Annotated in this window: 19 protein-coding genes; 1 reads left to right on the top strand and 18 read right to left on the bottom strand. The window is 35.2% G+C overall.

The genetic code is table 11. The features are described from left to right. Positions 1-4 precede the first annotated feature (4 nt). The 13 genes from DRF59_RS05150 to DRF59_RS20710 all read right to left on the bottom strand — a co-directional run bounded on the left by DRF59_RS05150 (position 5) and on the right by DRF59_RS20710 (position 7,592). The gene (locus DRF59_RS05150; protein WP_115957449.1) at positions 5-412 is read right to left on the bottom strand and encodes a hypothetical protein; all 408 of its coding nucleotides are present in this window, start codon (positions 410-412) and stop codon (positions 5-7) included. A gap of 6 nt (positions 413-418) precedes the next feature. Continuing rightward, complete coding sequence (locus DRF59_RS05145; RefSeq protein WP_115957447.1) at positions 419-820, bottom strand: DUF6804 family protein; 402 nt, start codon at positions 818-820, stop codon at positions 419-421. Positions 821-829: 9 nt separating this feature from the next. Continuing rightward, complete coding sequence (locus DRF59_RS05140; RefSeq protein WP_115957445.1) at positions 830-1,045, bottom strand: TM2 domain-containing protein; 216 nt, start codon at positions 1,043-1,045, stop codon at positions 830-832. Positions 1,046-1,048: 3 nt separating this feature from the next. Continuing rightward, positions 1,049-1,675 (bottom strand): PH domain-containing protein, encoded by a 627-nt coding sequence (locus DRF59_RS05135; RefSeq protein ID WP_115957443.1) that lies wholly within the window; start codon positions 1,673-1,675, stop codon positions 1,049-1,051. A gap of 16 nt (positions 1,676-1,691) precedes the next feature. Further along, positions 1,692-2,201, bottom strand: coding sequence for an SH3 domain-containing protein (locus DRF59_RS05130; RefSeq protein WP_115957441.1), 510 nt, complete (start codon positions 2,199-2,201; stop codon positions 1,692-1,694). 12 nt (positions 2,202-2,213) lie between these two features. After that, positions 2,214-3,284: a type I restriction endonuclease gene (locus DRF59_RS05125; protein ID WP_115957440.1), complete on the bottom strand. Its 1,071-nt coding sequence runs from the start codon at positions 3,282-3,284 to the stop codon at positions 2,214-2,216. A 5-nt stretch (positions 3,285-3,289) separates the two neighbouring features. Beyond that, positions 3,290-3,628, bottom strand: coding sequence for a YegP family protein (locus DRF59_RS05120; RefSeq protein ID WP_115957438.1), 339 nt, complete (start codon positions 3,626-3,628; stop codon positions 3,290-3,292). A gap of 8 nt (positions 3,629-3,636) precedes the next feature. Continuing rightward, on the bottom strand, positions 3,637-3,921 hold the full coding sequence (yidD, locus tag DRF59_RS05115; RefSeq protein WP_115957437.1) for a membrane protein insertion efficiency factor YidD: 285 nt from the start codon (positions 3,919-3,921) through the stop codon (positions 3,637-3,639). Then, positions 3,893-4,156: a hypothetical protein gene (locus DRF59_RS05110; RefSeq protein ID WP_115957435.1), complete on the bottom strand. Its 264-nt coding sequence runs from the start codon at positions 4,154-4,156 to the stop codon at positions 3,893-3,895. The genes yidD and DRF59_RS05110 overlap by 29 nt, the downstream gene beginning before the upstream one ends. Positions 4,157-4,286: 130 nt before the next feature. Next, positions 4,287-4,952 carry a response regulator gene (locus tag DRF59_RS05105; protein ID WP_115957433.1) on the bottom strand — a complete coding sequence of 222 codons (666 nt, stop codon included), beginning with the start codon at positions 4,950-4,952 and terminating at the stop codon, positions 4,287-4,289. Positions 4,953-5,065: 113 nt separating this feature from the next. Continuing rightward, positions 5,066-5,728, bottom strand: coding sequence for a DUF5932 domain-containing protein (locus tag DRF59_RS05100; RefSeq protein WP_115957431.1), 663 nt, complete (start codon positions 5,726-5,728; stop codon positions 5,066-5,068). A 10-nt stretch (positions 5,729-5,738) separates the two neighbouring features. Further along, a complete protein-coding gene (locus tag DRF59_RS05095; protein ID WP_115957429.1) occupies positions 5,739-7,370 on the bottom strand; it encodes a tetratricopeptide repeat-containing sensor histidine kinase in 1,632 nt (543 codons plus the stop codon). A gap of 57 nt (positions 7,371-7,427) precedes the next feature. Next, positions 7,428-7,592, bottom strand: coding sequence for a hypothetical protein (locus DRF59_RS20710; RefSeq protein ID WP_157967433.1), 165 nt, complete (start codon positions 7,590-7,592; stop codon positions 7,428-7,430). Positions 7,593-7,972: 380 nt separating this feature from the next. Here DRF59_RS20710 and DRF59_RS05090 point away from each other — a divergent pair, with 380 nt between their 5' ends. Then, positions 7,973-8,785: a hypothetical protein gene (locus DRF59_RS05090; RefSeq protein ID WP_115957427.1), complete on the top strand. Its 813-nt coding sequence runs from the start codon at positions 7,973-7,975 to the stop codon at positions 8,783-8,785. A 214-nt stretch (positions 8,786-8,999) separates the two neighbouring features. Here the strand turns inward: DRF59_RS05090 and msrA are convergent, their stop codons facing one another. The 5 genes from msrA to DRF59_RS05065 form a co-directional block, all read right to left on the bottom strand. Continuing rightward, entirely contained in the window at positions 9,000-9,554 is a 555-nt protein-coding gene (gene msrA / locus DRF59_RS05085) for a peptide-methionine (S)-S-oxide reductase MsrA (RefSeq protein WP_115957425.1), read from the bottom strand. Between the two features lie 267 nt (positions 9,555-9,821). Continuing rightward, positions 9,822-10,790 (bottom strand): ROK family protein, encoded by a 969-nt coding sequence (locus tag DRF59_RS05080; protein ID WP_115957423.1) that lies wholly within the window; start codon positions 10,788-10,790, stop codon positions 9,822-9,824. Positions 10,791-10,866: 76 nt separating this feature from the next. Beyond that, positions 10,867-12,078, bottom strand: coding sequence for a PepSY-associated TM helix domain-containing protein (locus DRF59_RS05075; RefSeq protein WP_115957421.1), 1,212 nt, complete (start codon positions 12,076-12,078; stop codon positions 10,867-10,869). Between the two features lie 49 nt (positions 12,079-12,127). Next, entirely contained in the window at positions 12,128-14,242 is a 2,115-nt protein-coding gene (locus DRF59_RS05070) for a TonB-dependent receptor (protein ID WP_115957657.1), read from the bottom strand. After that, positions 14,242-15,444, bottom strand: a complete 1,203-nt coding sequence (locus DRF59_RS05065; RefSeq protein WP_115957419.1) for a PepSY-associated TM helix domain-containing protein — start codon at positions 15,442-15,444, stop codon at positions 14,242-14,244. The genes DRF59_RS05070 and DRF59_RS05065 overlap by 1 nt, the downstream gene beginning before the upstream one ends. Positions 15,445-15,468 lie beyond the last annotated feature (24 nt).

The raw sequence follows: 15,468 nt of genomic DNA, 5'->3' as shown, positions 1-15,468 counted from the left end.
TGTGTTAGTTTTTTAATTCATATAAAATTTCGCTTTTGTTCTTTCCGTTTTTTACGGCTTCAATAAGATAATCTACAATAGCTGTCGTATTTTCCTCCAGAAAACCGAACATCAGAACATATTTTTGCATTGCAGAATATTCATTCGGAGAAACGATTCCATCAGCCCAGATCATTACGGTGAGATCATACAGATAATCTACTTTTTCTTCAATAGTCTTGGGAACCAATGATTTTAAATTGATCGGGTTCAGAAGGATCTCATCTAAGTTTTTTGATGAAATTCCTCTTTCTTCAGCGCATCTGTAGAGCATTTTTAATTCTAGTGCACTGAAATCGTCATCACAGATTGCCATTTGATACAGCCTTAGAAAATGGGCTTTAAGGTTTTCTGTTATTTGATTGTTTTCCATGATGAGTTACTCTTGTTTTGTTTTTTTAGGATTAATAATTCTGTCTCTGGAAACAGTTCTTTGATGTATGAGAGGTATATGTGGTGCGGTTTCTTCGGCAGTTTCCTCTTCCTTTTTATGCTCTTTTCTTTCTGCGAAATTGATCAATAAGAATAAAACCCCTGTTACCGTATCAAGTGGGATCCAGATATTTTTCCGATACAGATAAATAGGGAAGACGGGATTAAAAAGAATAAGAATGACCAGAAAAATTATACTGAAGTAGTGTTGTTTAGAACTCAATGTATTGTATAAAACCAGTAAAGCTCCAATGGAAACAAGAATTCTGAGAAAAGTATAATATTCTATAGGAAGTTTGAAAATACCGATGAAACAGCATAACGCACAGAAGGTGAGAAATGGTTTCATTTATGTTGTTTAAAATCCTGTTTTGAAATTATATTTAGAGTTAAATCGGCTTTCAGACATAAAAATAAGTATGAAGAAATCGAAAAATGCAATGAATGCAGGAATAAAAGTCCAGCAAAATATCAGGTAAAGTATGCCCATAACATTCTGGCCTAAGTAAAATCTGTGAATGCCTAATCCTCCCAGGAAAAAAGCAAGTAATGCAGCAATAGATTTTGATTTCATAATTTAAACTCTTGATAAAATTTCGTTCTTTTTTAATTCAAACTCTTCAGGAGAAATGATTCCATTCTCCTTTAGGCCTTTTAATTTCTGTAATAAAGCAAAAGGATCTTCATTGTCTATCAGCAATGGCTTTTTTTCCTGCTGAAATTGTTGAGGTTGTGTGATAATAGGAGTGGCATTGTTAACAGTAACACCTCCTGCCGAAGCTCTTAAAGTTTCAAGATTCTTTTCTCTTCGTATACCCCGCATTCTTTCTTCTACTTCCTGTGCGAACTGATACAGTTTTCTAGCTTGGTTTTTAGGGAGATAATCCATCATATTCGTATAGTTTTTTGTAGTCCTCATTATAAAAGTAGAGCCAACAATTCCTTCTTTGATATGACAATCTGCTATATCTACCCAGCTATAATCCTGAAAATCCATTGATAAACCGAAGGTTTTAGGCCTGCAAAAAATAATTCTTCTATTGGTTAGAGCAATGCAATCAGGAGATAAGTTAAGTACAGGTTTTTTTTGAACAGCTATATATTCTACCGTTTCCTGAGAGGTCAGAAGACTATTAATTCTTCCTAAAAGCTTTTCAATAGCTTGAGGATCCTGTTCTTCATTTAAAAAGTTTTTTAAGTTCATATTATTTTGTTTTTTGTTATTTTACATCTTTATTGAAAACAAATCCTACTTTTCCACTTGTTTTCACCTGTACTTTATACCATGACCCTTCTTTTGAGAGTTTTATGAGTTTAACATTTTTAGGTACTGTTGTTATTATTTTAGATTTAAAAGTGGGTTTCTCATAGACATTTGTTGTTGCAACGCTTGCAATGTATCTGTTGTTAGAGTTAAGATTGATGTTTACCTTATCAATAAATACTTTTGGAGGGTTGCCGGTATGGGGCTTTGAGGATCTGTAGGAATCCGGGGATTTATTTTTTTTAGACTTGCTTTTCGAAGAGCTTTTTCCGTAAGATCCGCCACGACAGACGCTACAAGTTCCACCACTGCTACAATGTCCGCATCCTGAACAGGTAGAACAAGCTGTACAATTTGCCGAACCTGTACATCTTCCGCCATGCACTACATTGTCATTGGCTTTAAAACAGGAATTTAAGATAAATATGCTGAAGGTAAGTATGATGAATGGAATTAGTTTTTTCATAGCTATTAATTTTTATGCATAGTTTTCCAATGTCAGATGAAGCTGGTTTCTGTAATTGTAGATTTCATCAAGGGTATTTAATAAAACCTTTTCTCCCGCTTCTTTTCCGTTGTGGAAAGTTTCCAGATATTTATTTGTTGTATTAAAATGCAGTCTGCAAAGTGGCTTTCTGTTGTTATCGTCCAGTAAGATTCCGAAATAGGATAAGGTATCCCGGTATGCAATTCTCGAAGAAGGAATTTTCTCTCTTAGGATCGCTTTTACAATTTGAAAACCTTCCAGCTCTTCCTCTGTAGTTACAATTTTAGAGTCGTTATTTTGATCGATAGGTTGTGCAGACTTCACATCATCTTCTTTTTTCTCCATTTGTTCATTAATACTCAATGCGGATTTTAACCTGAAACTGATGGATTCATTAATAGAAGTCATCAAGGCCTTTTTAGCATATTCCTTGAAGGAAATCATTCTGTTGGCGGTTAAGGGCTTTTCAAAGAAGCGGTTCACCAAAAGCTTTACCAGCTCATCAGATGGGTTTTCAATCTCTTTTTCGAATTCTTTTCTGATGGCCTTAATGTATTTTAAGGCTTCTGCAGAATCAAGAATACTTTCCAGGTTATAACCTTTCTTGGTGAAATTTTCCAGAATTTTAATGGAACTGTCTTTTAAGTCTTCAATATTGATAGTGAAAAACGGTTTTTCATCCATGATATTGGGCTTTTCAAGATCTGTATAAAAGTTGTACACAATTCCATTCGTCAGAACACCAAATCTTGTTTTAGAGACATGATAATATCTGTGAAGCTGCGAATTATGCGCATCAGCACTTTCTTTCCAGTGCTTACATTCGATAATGAAGATGGGCTCGTCATTATTTTTGATTACATAGTCTACTTTTTCCCCTTTTTTCGTTCCAATATCACAAACATGCTCGGGAACTACTTCTGTGGGATTGAAAATATCATAGCCCAGGATTTGAATGAAGGGCATCACAAATGCATTTTTTGTGGCTTCTTCTGTTCCTATCTGGTCTTTCAGACCCATTACTTTCTGATGTAATTGCTCCAGTTTAATTTTAAGATCCATAGTTTTTAGTTTTTTAGAGTTTTGTCAACGATTTCAGCAGTTGGAGCATTTGATTTTACAGAGGCTATACCATTCTCCATTCCGGATTTTGAACTGTACATCTGGCTGTTTCCGATAATTTCACCATTTCTTGCTTTTAACACGAAATAGTCTTTTCCATTTTTCGCAAGTCTTCTGTCATATTTTGAAAGATCCTGAGAATTGACTTTCACGGATTCAATACCTTTCTGACAGGATGCTTTCTGAATATATCCTTCACTGGTTAAAATAATTTCACCGTTTCCGGCTTTCAGATTAAACTGATACTCTTTGTTGACTCTTTGTGTGATTACGAATTTTCCCATAATTAATTTTATTTACTTTCAATAAATCTTTCTGAAATTTCTGTTTTATTAAGAATTTGATGATTAGGTAAAATGATTTGTATTTCTCCGTAGAGATTTTCTATGATATAAGCTCCGGATCTGCAGTTTTGAAAACGATATTTGAAAGCTTTTAATCCTGAAATAAATCCTTCTTGTATTGTTTTTTCGTAGACGTGTCTTGAGCAGCTGGTTCTGAAAATACATTTTCTTCTTTTTGATTGAGGAATGACCAGCCAATAGATTTTAATAAGAAGAATTAATAAATTTTTCATTTTCTTTTTTACTGAAAACTACCATTTGATAAGAAGTCATATAACCTGGTTTGACTGTATTCCCAAAACATCCTTCGACAGGCCGGATATAAGTGGATACACTTTCCAGTCTTACATATTCCCAACCGTCATTGGTATGGATTTTTATCAAATTGTCTAATTGTTCTGCAATATTTTTTGCACTCATATTTTGTTGCTGGGCAGTTGCAACAAATGGTATTACTTTGTATTCCATAATTGGTTATTATTTAATATCCCAAAAATATGAGCATTAAATTTTGGTCCGTTACGGGTTTCCGTAAAATGGGCAAAAAATAAAAAAACCTTTCAAAAAGTTTGAAAGGTTGTATGTAAAATGAATTGTTTTAGATGATTCCGATGTCCTTGCAGAAAGCTACCAGCTGCTCATTACTGTTTATTTCAAGATCTTCCTTCAAGCTGTTTAATCTTTTTTCAACGCTGCTCAGGCTGGATGGTTTAATATTTCTTTCCTCAAGATGGGCAGGAATATTTTTCTGTAAAATTCCTTTAGAGAGGAGGGAAACAAGGGTAATATCAAAAGAAGAAAACTCATAGCTGTTGAACTTTTTCATATCCTGCTTGAGATCAAAAGATAAATAATTTTCGCCGATATATACGGATGCAATAGACTTTTTCAGATCCTTTGAATCGTTTCTTGCTTTACGGACATAGCCGTTGATCTGGTAATCTGAAAAAAGATTTTCTATTACCCCTGTTTTATGTTCTGCCGAAAACACAATGACTTTCAGATTGGGCTGTATCTCTTTTGCTTTCCTGATGAGTTCTTTTCCGTCTTTAAGATTTTGCTCATGATGATCATCTTCATAATACAGATCTGTAATTAATAAATCATAAGGGTATTCTTCCCGTATTGCTTTTTGAATTTTTCCTATAGCATCATCACAGTAATATACATAATCGACATTGGGAATATGCAGATCCTCAAGGGTTTTCTGAATGGAAATATTGATGCTTTCATGGTCTTCGGCAATTAAAATTTTTTTAAACATGGTTATACGGTTTAATTTTAAAAAAGGTTAAGACCTCAAAAATATATTCATTTATTATTCCATCATTACGGGTTCACGTAAAAAGAACGAAAAAATCTTTTCGGCAGAGAAGATCAGATGAGGCCAATGTCTTTGCAGATTACGATCATCTCAATATTATTTTTTGCGCCCAGACTGTCCCGGAGTTCATTCAATCTCTTTTCAATAGACCTGATGCCATACGGCAGCATTCCATTCTCTTTCAGATAGCTGCTTATTTCACTTTGTTTGTATCCTTTGGCAAGAAGTTCAAGCAATTTGATATCATATTCATCAAATTCTGAAGAAATATGACGCATTGTATTCAGAACCTCCTGAGGAATTACGGTCTCTCCATTAAAAACTCTTCGTATTGTGTTTTTCAGGTCTTGTCCGTCACGCCGTGCCTTGCTGACAAATCCGTTGACCTGATAGATCTTGTAAAGATCGTCAATTTTCTTAGCTTTCTTTTCAACAGAAAACACGACTACTTTTAAAGCAGGCTGAACTTTTTTCGCCTCAAGAATAAGTTCCTGTCCGGAACGAAGTTTCTGTGGAATATGGTCTTTGTCAAATGACAGATCTGCAATAAGAAGATCATACGGATTTTTCCTTTCTAAAGCTGTCCTGATCCTGTTTAAAGCTTCATCACAATACGTTACATAATCAAAATAAGGGATATTTAATTCTTTTATTGTATTCAGGATTCCCTGGTTCATTATTTCCTGATCTTCAACGATTAAAACTTTTTTGAACATGGTTGCATACTTAGGAAACAGGAAATGAAAGATTTACTTTCAGTCCCTTTTCAATTTTCGTGTCAAAAGTAATAGTTCCGTTAATCGCTTCAATACGGGATGCCGCATTGCGCAGGCCATTATTATAGATAAGATCCCCTGAGATTCCTACTCCATTATCTTTGTATTGAATGTCAACAATATTGTTTGCTTTTTCAAATTTAACGGCAACGTGACTGGCCTGACTATGTTTTTTCATATTCACCATCAGTTCGCGAACCAGTTGATAGATTTCCTCTTTTACCGTAGGAGAAACAGATTCCCAAATCGCAGGACTGTTTCCCGCCGTAAAGGTTTTTACTGTATTATTATTGAAGGAAGCGATGAGTTCTGAGATTATTTTGCTAAACTCTTTTTGTTCTCCAGTTTTATCATATGAAATATCCCTGGATTTTTCATACACAAACTCCAGTTCATCAAGTGCCATATCCCGGTTAAAATCTTCCTGGTTTTCTATCTTTGTCATCACCTGGTAAATGCCATTGGCAACAACATCGTGAACTTTTTTTGACATTTTGAGCTGCGTATTTTTTACTTCCAGTTCTTTTTCTTGTTTTAATTTTAACTGTCTTCTTCTGTAACCGACTACAGTAAATATTATTACTACAATTAATGTAGCAACTCCAACTAAAAGTTTTAAAATATTATTATCTTTTTCCAGGTTTTCTCTTTTAAGCTTTTCAGAATCATATCTTTCGAAAGCAAACTGGTTTTTAGACTTATTACGGGAAGTTTGTAAACTGTCAGCCAAGGCCTGATATTTTTTAAAATAAGTTTTTGTGTTTTGAGGGTTCTCTAGAAAAATAATTTTTTTTAATGCGTTTAATCTATCATCGGGACTTTTGTTGATTAAAGCAAAGTGAAGCATATTATTTGCATAAGACAATGCTTTTTGTGGATTTTTACTTTCAAAATATTCAGTTAAATGTGAGTAAGAAGCGATTAAACCCCAATTATCATTTATACTGTCTCTAATTTTTAGTGCACCTAATAGCTCATTTTCGGCATTATAATTCTTGTCTTGAAGAAATTTAAAATAGGCCTGATTATCATAAACTTTTGAATATAGAATGGGTTGCTTTTTTAAATTGGGATAATTGAGAATTTTATTGAAAAGACTAATTGCGGAATCAAATTTTTTTGAATAACTAAAAGCAACAGCTTTATTATTTAGATGGGTAAGGCTATCTGTAGCATTTTGTGAAAATTTTGCAGCAAGACTATAATATTGTGTGGCTTTATTATATTCTTTAAGATTTTGAAAGGTTATCCCTAAACTATTATAGTTAGAAGACAGTTCATAGGAATCTTCTTTTTCGTTTAAATATTTAATTGCAGAAAGACCTGTTTCTTGGCTACCATAATAATCTCCATAATCATTCTGTATAATAGCCATATTAACTAAACAACTTCCGGCATATGAAAAATTTTCTTGGCTAATAAAGTCATCTTTTGCTTTATTGAAATATTTAAAAGCACTATCCTTTTGAGAATTTTTTAAAAAGCCATATGCTTTATCATATTCTGTTCTGTCAATTTTAGTATTGTTTTTGTTACAGGAAGAGATAATCAGGAGTAGTAAAAATGGTATTAGCTTTTTCAATTTGTTTTTTATCAAAATTAATAAAAAAAGCGAAAGAATGTTCTTTCGCTCTATTGATTACTTTTTTGGAGGTGGAGGAGTCTGTCCTGTTTCCCCTCCGGTATCAGGGTCTTCTATACTGTTGGCTGTTACAGTTGTTGGGGTATTGTCATTTACAGTTGTTGTATTGGCATTATTATCTGAGAATGCTAAACCTAATAGCATTAATATAATCTGGATCATTTCCTTAAAATTTTAGAAGTTTTTTGACTGTTTTTCTTCCTCCTGAGATGTATTTATCTCAGGCTGTACACAATTAAAATTTTGAAGCGCTTCTTAATTTTTTAGGGAAGTAAACCTTCAAAAACGGAGGAAAAACATCTGCTTCCCAACCCGGAGTTTTCATCCGTTTTATCTGGTGATTTTTGAAATCAGAGTTTTTAGATTTTATTTTTAATGTTTGTAATTGTCCCTGATCTCGATTACAAAATTGCATCAAAATGGAAAGCAGGGGGTAGTAGCTTTTTGGTAAGATTTTGGAAACTTTAAAATGTTGATATTTACGGTTTTCCGCATATTTTTCTTATGAAATCTTTTTATTTTTCCAAATAATTACTAAGATCATGGCAAAAAATTTACAAGAGAAAAAAAAATTACTTCAAGAGGTACATTTTAAAGCAAAAAAGGATAGTTCAGAAAGCTCAATAAGTGGCATTTTTAAATACTTGTCAATAATATTATTAAACGAATTTAGATTTCCTTTGAATTATAAAACTATGCAAGGCTATTATCAGTCTATAGTGGACAACAATAAGGATGTAACTATAAAACCTGTCACGTTAGATGTGTTTAGTAAATACTTAGGTTTTAATGATTTCAAACATTACCGAGAAGAAAGAAAAGTACATTGTGTAAATAATACTGAAGATACTGAAGTGAATGTCACAGTGAATAAAGGCAATTCATTTTCTGACAAAATGTCAAATATCATGATAGTAATAAAGAACCAACCTGTCTTCAACATTCCACAGATGGCAAAAAACGGCATGGGAATAGGAGCTATGGTTTTAATTTTATTTGCAAGTTTTTCTTACGGTGGAAATGGAGGTATAAAATTTGGTAAAGAGAATAAATGTATGTACTGGGATGGGGATGAATATAAGCTAACATCCTGCGATGATAAAAACCCCAAACACCAGTTAATACCCGTTGATACTGTCAAGTTGAAGTATTTTAAAAAAATTACCAGGCCAGATACTTTAACAGTAGAAAATGGGTTAGGGAACTCTTGGTATACAAAATATAATAATGTAGTAGAGTTTTTTACAATGGACGGAATTAACCCGGATAATGGTAAAAGCTTAAGGGATGCAAGCAAGCATATGATTACGAAATACGCAGGGAAAAATTCAGAATCTTTTTCGATTGAAGAGTAAAACTTTTTTTACAATTATTTAAATTCAAACTAAAGTATTTCCGTATTTGCTTTTTTAATTTGTCTTATTTTGAAATGAGCAAAGAAATATCCCATAATCGTAAGGCGTTTAAAGAATAAGGATATGAATTGTATAGGGAGAAATGCATCAGCAAAAAGAAGATTAGATTTTTCAGGTGAACAACAAAAAAGCGAAGATTTCTCTCCGCTCTGTGTTACTCCGCATTCAGCATTCCCAGTTCCCCGAAATGCTTTTTAAACTTCTGGATTTTGGGACCTACTACAGCGCTGCAATAAGGCTGTGTCGGGTTTTCATTATAATATCCCTGATGATACTGTTCTGCCGGCCAGAATTTATCGAATTGGGTTACTTCTGTAACATAAGTTCCTGTCCATCTTCCTGATGCCTGAGATGTTTTGATAGCTTCTTCCGCTTTTGCTTTTTCAGGATTATCCTTATAATAAATAACAGAACGGTATTGGGTTCCGATATCATTCCCCTGTCTGTTCAATTGAGTTGGGTCATGAAGGAAGAAAAATACATCCATCAGTTGTTCATAGGAAATAATAGCAGGATCGTAAGTGATCTGTACCACTTCTGCATGCCCTGTTTCTCCTGTACATACCTCCTGATAAGTAGGATGATCTTTGTGCCCTCCCGAATATCCTGAAACAGCAGACTGTACTCCTTTCAGCATATTGAAACAGCTTTCCACGCACCAGAAACATCCACCGCCGAAAGTAATCTGTTCTAAATTATTGTTGTCCATTTTGGGTAATTATATTGTTTTATTTTCTTCTGTCCGTCCGGAAAATCCAATCAAAAGTATGAAAAACTTTTTCATTTGAACATGATTATATGTCTTAAAACCCAAATTGTAATGATAGATATGGCAAATGTTTTTTAAACACAATTAACATCATTGTTTTCATAAATAGACACAAGAAAATATAGCATAATCATCTGTGAAAATCTGTCTGAAAAACAAAAAAGCACCCTAATTAAGGATGCTCTATATGATTTAGAAAGTACTCAGTTATTTTTCCCAAACCAAAGCACTTGCTCCAAGAATAGCTGCATCTGCTTCGTCCAGCTCACTGAATACCAGTTTTACTTTATTTCTGAAGATCGGAAGAAGATTTCTTTCCATATGAAGCTTAGCCGGCTTTAAGATAAAATCCCCTGCCTTGATTACTCCTCCAAACAAAAGAATAGCTTCAGGTGAAGAGAACATCACAAAATTAGCTAATGCTTCACCCAGCTTCTGACCTGTATATCTGAAAACTTCAATTGCAATAGGGTCTTCTTTGATGGCACATTCATAAACGGTTTTAGAATTGATGGCATCTTCAGGATACTGGTTCAGCATAGATTCCGGGAATTCGGCTCTCATTTTTTTTGCTGTAATGGTGATTCCTGTTGCAGAGGCATAGGCTTCCAGGCTCCCTTCAGACCCTGTACTCCAATGTTTTCTACCGCCAGGTTTTACAATCGTATGCCCTAATTCTCCGGCGAATCCGTCATGTCCATAGATTAAGCTTCCGTTGGCAATGATTCCGCTGCCTACTCCGGTTCCCAGGGTAATCATTATAAAGTCTTTCATTCCTCTTGCCGCACCGAAAAGCATTTCTCCCAGGGCGGCTGCATTGGCATCATTGGTAACTGTACAGCGTAAATTGAATTTTGCAGTCATCAGTTCTGCGAAAGGGATCACACCTTTCCATGGAAGATTAGGTGCCAGTTCAATGGTTCCCTTGTAGTAGTTCGCGTTAGGTGCTCCCACTCCGATTCCATCAAAGTGTTTCTCAGCACCGTGCTTTTCCATCAACGGTTGTACATGATTATATAAAGCATCGATAAAATCTTCAACTTTGTCATATTCATCGGTTCTCAGGTTTCCTTTGTCCAAAACTTCTCCACGATGATTTACAATTCCGAACTTCGTATTGGTTCCTCCGATGTCTACTCCAAGAGCAACTTGTTTTGATAAATCTATTAATGACATTTTTATTAAATTCTAGGGGCTAAAATTATAAAAAAGATTGTATTAATGGATTAATAACGCAATTTTATTTAAGACTCTAAGCTGTTTTTATTGGTTTTTTCTTTCTTCTACCCCACCAGATCATAAATCCGGTAACCGGTAGAGAAGCACAGATAAGACTTACAATAAAAGCAATAATCTTTGTAGGAAGCCCTAAAATAGCTCCTACGTGAATATCATAATTGGCATTCACTACTTTTTCCCCGAAGTTCTTATCCTTTGGATCATGAGTATGAAGAAGTTCCCCGGAGTTTTCATCAAAAATTAAACTGCTGCTTTTATGATAAGAGTAAGAAAGATGTTTCACATATACCTCAAAGTTCGGATGCTCATGGTCGTCCATGTGTGGATGGCCTAAATCTATAGCAAATCCATAGGAATCAGGATATTTTGCCTGTACTGTATGGATGATTTTATCCAATGTTCCCTCTGTTCTCAGCTCAATTGGGGCTTTTGTCTTGATATGGGAGAAATCAGGATATTTTGTTTCTCCACCGGAAAATATCACATAAATCATGGCCTGAACAACAAAAAAAGCATAAAATAATCCTGTAATAGAGAAGATCAAAGCAAAGATTGATGCATAAAAACCCAATACATTATGAAGGTCGTAATTCTTTCGCTTCCAGCTTTTGATATTTTTCCATTTGAAAGCAAAACGCTGTTTTCTAGCTGCTTTGTTTTTGGGCCACCACAGAATAATCCCGGAAATCAGCATAATGATAAAAATAATAACCGGAATTCCCACTACATAACTTCCCCAGTCTTGCTTTAAAAGGTAGCTCCAGTGGATCATTTTTACAATATTGAAGAATCCGTTTTTCTCATCATAAACTCTCAGTACCTTTCCGGTGTATGGATTTACATAAGCTTGTTTGTAAATAGGAAACTCATCAAAATAATTCCAGGCATCTGTATTATGCTCGTACCAAAAGAACATGTAGGACATTTTTTTATCAATAGGAACATTTACCCAGTGGATCGGATATTTTTCTTTTACCTGTTCCGCGACAGCCTTTTCCATTACCCGGATAGGAAGTACCTGCTTCTGTTCAATATTCTGCTCATGATGGTAGATGACATCTTTTCGGGTGATATTTTCCACTTCATCCTTGAAAACATATAAGGCTCCGGTAATAGAAATAATAAAAATAAGAAAGCCTATCCCCAATCCAAACCAAAGATGCAGTTTTGCAGACCACTTTTTAATGAATCCCGGTTTCCTTTTATGATGATGTTTTTTCTTCATATAGCAATAAAAGTAAGCAAATATAAGCTTTGCTTTTTATTTAGTTTAATTAAAATCTATATTCAACCATGAATGTTCCTCTAAGGCCCAGAGCATTGGTAAAATCACTGTCTCTGGCTGTCCACCATGAAATAGCAGGCTGGTACAGTTTATTGAAAAGATTTTCGATACCTAATGATACTCTCCAGTTGTTATTAACCTCATAACTTGATTTGAAATTGAAAACAGTATATTCTGGTACATATCCTTCACCATAAGCATACAATCCCGTCTTAGCATTAGGCTCAAATCTGTTTTGCTTGAAAGAGTGAAGCATATCAAGCCCAACGGATAGAGCAGGAATCGGTCTGGCCTGAACATATGCCAAAACCTTAGGCGCAGAAATTCTGCTGTTATTGATCTTTGTGGAATAGTCTCCGTCATCTTTTACAGAAGTAATTCCCTCCATCCAGCTGTAGCTTCCACCAAACTGGATCCATTTTACTGGAGTAAAGTGTAAAAACCCTTCAACACCGTACACGATTTCAGGAGATCTCTGAATCATTAACGCTCTGTCCGGGCTCTGTACGAATGAAGCTCCCAATTTAGAGGTACTTACATAAGAAGTTAATTCATAGTTCAGCCAGCTGGAAAGTTGTCCTGTAGCACCCAATTCATAATTGTTGACAATAATCGGTTTGGTTTCCAGGTTTTTAATCGTTTCAGAAGTTGAAGTTCTTAAGATTCTTCCCAGCTCATTAATAGAGTATGCCTGAGAGAAACTTCCGAAAAGGTTGATATAAGGTTCAATATTGTAACGGATACCGATATTTCCTACCAGAGCATTATAAGTCAGCTTTCCACCGGCCACAGGAATACTTTTGGTGAAAGTTCCGTCACTTTTAAGCGTAGAAAGAGTATTGAAGTCATCAACATTTACTTTGATGTTTTCATAACGAAGTCCTCCTTTAATCGTAAACTTTTTAAAAAGATCAATTTTTGCCAGTACGAAAGGGGCAATATTGGTCATGTTCATATTAGGAGTCCAGAAACGTCCGTCTTCTAGTTTTTGTACAGTTTCATCATTCAGAATATCAGCTCCATAGATAATCTCTCCCTGAGAGTTGGCCGAATTCCAAAGCTGGGTATCAAAATTGAATCTTGCCCCTGCTTTTTTTGAAATGACATTAGACTGTCCACCATTGAAAAAGGTGTCGCTGTATCCATAAACGGTTTTGAAATCCTGATAATAAAGGTTGATATTCAAAGAGGTTCCGGCAAAAAGATTCTTATTGTCATAGCTCACTCTGATATTGTGGTTCTTCGGAGTTCCCTGAGGGGTTGTTTCCAAACCTTTTCCAATTCCTTCTCCAATAGTAGGCTTGATGCCGTATTTTCCGGTTTTTAATCCCACATTCAGGTCTGATCTTGAAGAATATCCGATATAAGAAGCTTCAATTCTTTGATTTTCGTTGATATCATACCCTATTTTCAATAATCCATTGTAGTTGTCCATTTTGGCAATGCTATAAGTAGGGCTTATCAAAACACCATCTCCGTCTTTTGTATATCCAGTTCTTTCATAGGCCAGAGAAAGGGTATAATCAAACTTGTTAATCTTTCCGGATAAAAGTTGGCTGGTTCTTACTCCTAAAGTACCTCCGTAAGGCTGTCCGGTAAAACCTACCTGTGAAATTCCGGAGATTTTTTTATCTGTTTTGCTTCTTTTTGTAATATAATTGATGATCCCTCCGTCTGCCCCGTTACCATAAACGGAAGAAGCGCCTTTGATCACCTCAATTCTTTCAATAGCTGAAGGATCAATCGTTCTTAGATCTCTGGCCCCGTTACGGAGTGGAGTAGACTGTGGAATGCCGTCAATCAAAACCAAAACCTGACGTCCTCGTAACGTCTGTCCTGTATTGGAAGTTTGCCCTGAATTGGTTCCTAAACTGGGAACAGTGTACTGCAGGATACTTGTAATATCTGAGTTAACAGTCAGCTGTGACTGGATCTGCTTTTCTCCGACAACAGTAACAGAACCTGGAACCTCTTTTATATTTTCCTTTTTTCTGGAGGCTGTCATTACAACCTCGTCTACATTTTTGGTCAGTAAACTATCTTTTACCTGGGCAAAAACGGTAGTGGTTCCTAGACAGGCAGCTGATAAAAGTACTTTTTTCATTATATTTTTTTTCCTTTTTTCTTTCTTTTCCCCCACCAAACCAGAAACCCGGTTACAGGGAGTGATGTACATATGAGTCCTGCAATAAACCAGATAATTTTTCCAATAATTCCGAAATAGGACCCGGTATGAATATCATAATTGGCGTTGGAATATTTCTCGGCAGTATTGAGCTCGTGATGAGGTTTGTTTGCCAGTAATTTTCCGGAGTACTTGTCAAATGTAAGAAGGTTTCTTTCACTGTATCTGCCATCCAGTCCGTAAACTGTTACCGGAAGATTTTTTAGTTCCTTTCCTTTTTTATTCTTTCCGTTTAAAGTAATTCTGAAGCTGGATGATTTTGCATATAACTTTTCAGTCTGTGCCGCAGCCAGATCAAAAACAGCTTCATTCTTTGCCATCAGAGAGTCCGGAGATTTTCTTTCTTTTTCTTTTGGAAGCTCCCATGAACCAGATAATGCAAAAGTAAAGGTGTTTTTTACGTAGGGATAGGCAAAATAGAGACCTGTAACACTTAATAATAAAGCAATAAATGAGGCATAAAAACCCAGGATATTATGAAGATCATAGTTTTTGCGCTTCCAGTTTTTAACAGCCTCCCAATTGAACCAAAAACGTCCTTTTCTGGCATTTTTATTTTTAGGCCACCATAAAATGATCCCTGTGATTAGCATAATGATGAACAGTACCGTTGGGATTCCTACGGTATAAGGCCCCCATTCAGAATTGAGCAAAAGTCCCCAGTGGATATATTTCAGAATGTTGAAGACATCGTATTTTTCATCATAAACCGCAAGGACTTGCCCGGTATATTGATTTACATAAACCTGTTTGTTGATAAGCACCTGCTGAAAATAATTCCATCCCTTTTTACTTTTTTCATAGTACTGAAATTGATAGGATTTGGTTTTGTCCAAAGGAATTTCTACCGCACTTACAGGGTATTTTTCATTAAGCTCCAGGGATACTTTTTCACGAAGCAGATTGATAGGTAATGGTTTTGTTCCGACATTTTCGTTTTTAAGGTAAATGGCTTCTTTTCTTAAACTATCCTGTATTTCATCCTTAAAAACATACAAAGTCCCTGAAAGAGAGACTATAAATACAACGAAGCCAACAGACAAACCAAACCACAAATGCAGCCTGGAGGACCATTTTTTTGTTGGAGAAACCTTCTTTTTATGATGATGCTTTTTTCTCATAGCAAAAAGTTAACCCCATGAGGG

The organism is Chryseobacterium flavum, assembly GCF_003385595.1.
Classification (GTDB): Bacteria; Bacteroidota; Bacteroidia; order Flavobacteriales; family Weeksellaceae; genus Chryseobacterium; species Chryseobacterium flavum.
Note: the sequence above shows the minus strand (reverse complement) of the source record. Positions and strands in the feature narration are given on the sequence as shown.

What these genes read in the sequence shown, in the direction of transcription:
- DRF59_RS05065 (WP_115957419.1), bottom strand. Translation starts at nt 15,444, where the DNA reads ATGAGAAAAAAGCATCATCATAAAAAGAAGGTTTCTCCAACAAAAAAA.
- msrA (WP_115957425.1), bottom strand. Translation starts at nt 9,554, where the DNA reads ATGGACAACAATAATTTAGAACAGATTACTTTCGGCGGTGGATGTTTC.
- DRF59_RS05075 (WP_115957421.1), bottom strand. Translation starts at nt 12,078, where the DNA reads ATGAAGAAAAAACATCATCATAAAAGGAAACCGGGATTCATTAAAAAG.
- DRF59_RS05135 (WP_115957443.1), bottom strand. Translation starts at nt 1,675, where the DNA reads ATGAACTTAAAAAACTTTTTAAATGAAGAACAGGATCCTCAAGCTATT.
- DRF59_RS05140 (WP_115957445.1), bottom strand. Translation starts at nt 1,045, where the DNA reads ATGAAATCAAAATCTATTGCTGCATTACTTGCTTTTTTCCTGGGAGGA.
- DRF59_RS05125 (WP_115957440.1), bottom strand. Translation starts at nt 3,284, where the DNA reads ATGGATCTTAAAATTAAACTGGAGCAATTACATCAGAAAGTAATGGGT.
- DRF59_RS05145 (WP_115957447.1), bottom strand. Translation starts at nt 820, where the DNA reads ATGAAACCATTTCTCACCTTCTGTGCGTTATGCTGTTTCATCGGTATT.
- DRF59_RS05070 (WP_115957657.1), bottom strand. Translation starts at nt 14,242, where the DNA reads ATGAAAAAAGTACTTTTATCAGCTGCCTGTCTAGGAACCACTACCGTT.
- DRF59_RS05100 (WP_115957431.1), bottom strand. Translation starts at nt 5,728, where the DNA reads ATGTTCAAAAAAGTTTTAATCGTTGAAGATCAGGAAATAATGAACCAG.
- DRF59_RS05120 (WP_115957438.1), bottom strand. Translation starts at nt 3,628, where the DNA reads ATGGGAAAATTCGTAATCACACAAAGAGTCAACAAAGAGTATCAGTTT.
- DRF59_RS05150 (WP_115957449.1), bottom strand. Translation starts at nt 412, where the DNA reads ATGGAAAACAATCAAATAACAGAAAACCTTAAAGCCCATTTTCTAAGG.
- DRF59_RS05130 (WP_115957441.1), bottom strand. Translation starts at nt 2,201, where the DNA reads ATGAAAAAACTAATTCCATTCATCATACTTACCTTCAGCATATTTATC.
- DRF59_RS05080 (WP_115957423.1), bottom strand. Translation starts at nt 10,790, where the DNA reads ATGTCATTAATAGATTTATCAAAACAAGTTGCTCTTGGAGTAGACATC.
- yidD (WP_115957437.1), bottom strand. Translation starts at nt 3,921, where the DNA reads ATGAAAAATTTATTAATTCTTCTTATTAAAATCTATTGGCTGGTCATT.
- DRF59_RS05090 (WP_115957427.1), top strand. Translation starts at nt 7,973, where the DNA reads ATGGCAAAAAATTTACAAGAGAAAAAAAAATTACTTCAAGAGGTACAT.
- DRF59_RS20710 (WP_157967433.1), bottom strand. Translation starts at nt 7,592, where the DNA reads ATGATCCAGATTATATTAATGCTATTAGGTTTAGCATTCTCAGATAAT.
- DRF59_RS05105 (WP_115957433.1), bottom strand. Translation starts at nt 4,952, where the DNA reads ATGTTTAAAAAAATTTTAATTGCCGAAGACCATGAAAGCATCAATATT.
- DRF59_RS05110 (WP_115957435.1), bottom strand. Translation starts at nt 4,156, where the DNA reads ATGGAATACAAAGTAATACCATTTGTTGCAACTGCCCAGCAACAAAAT.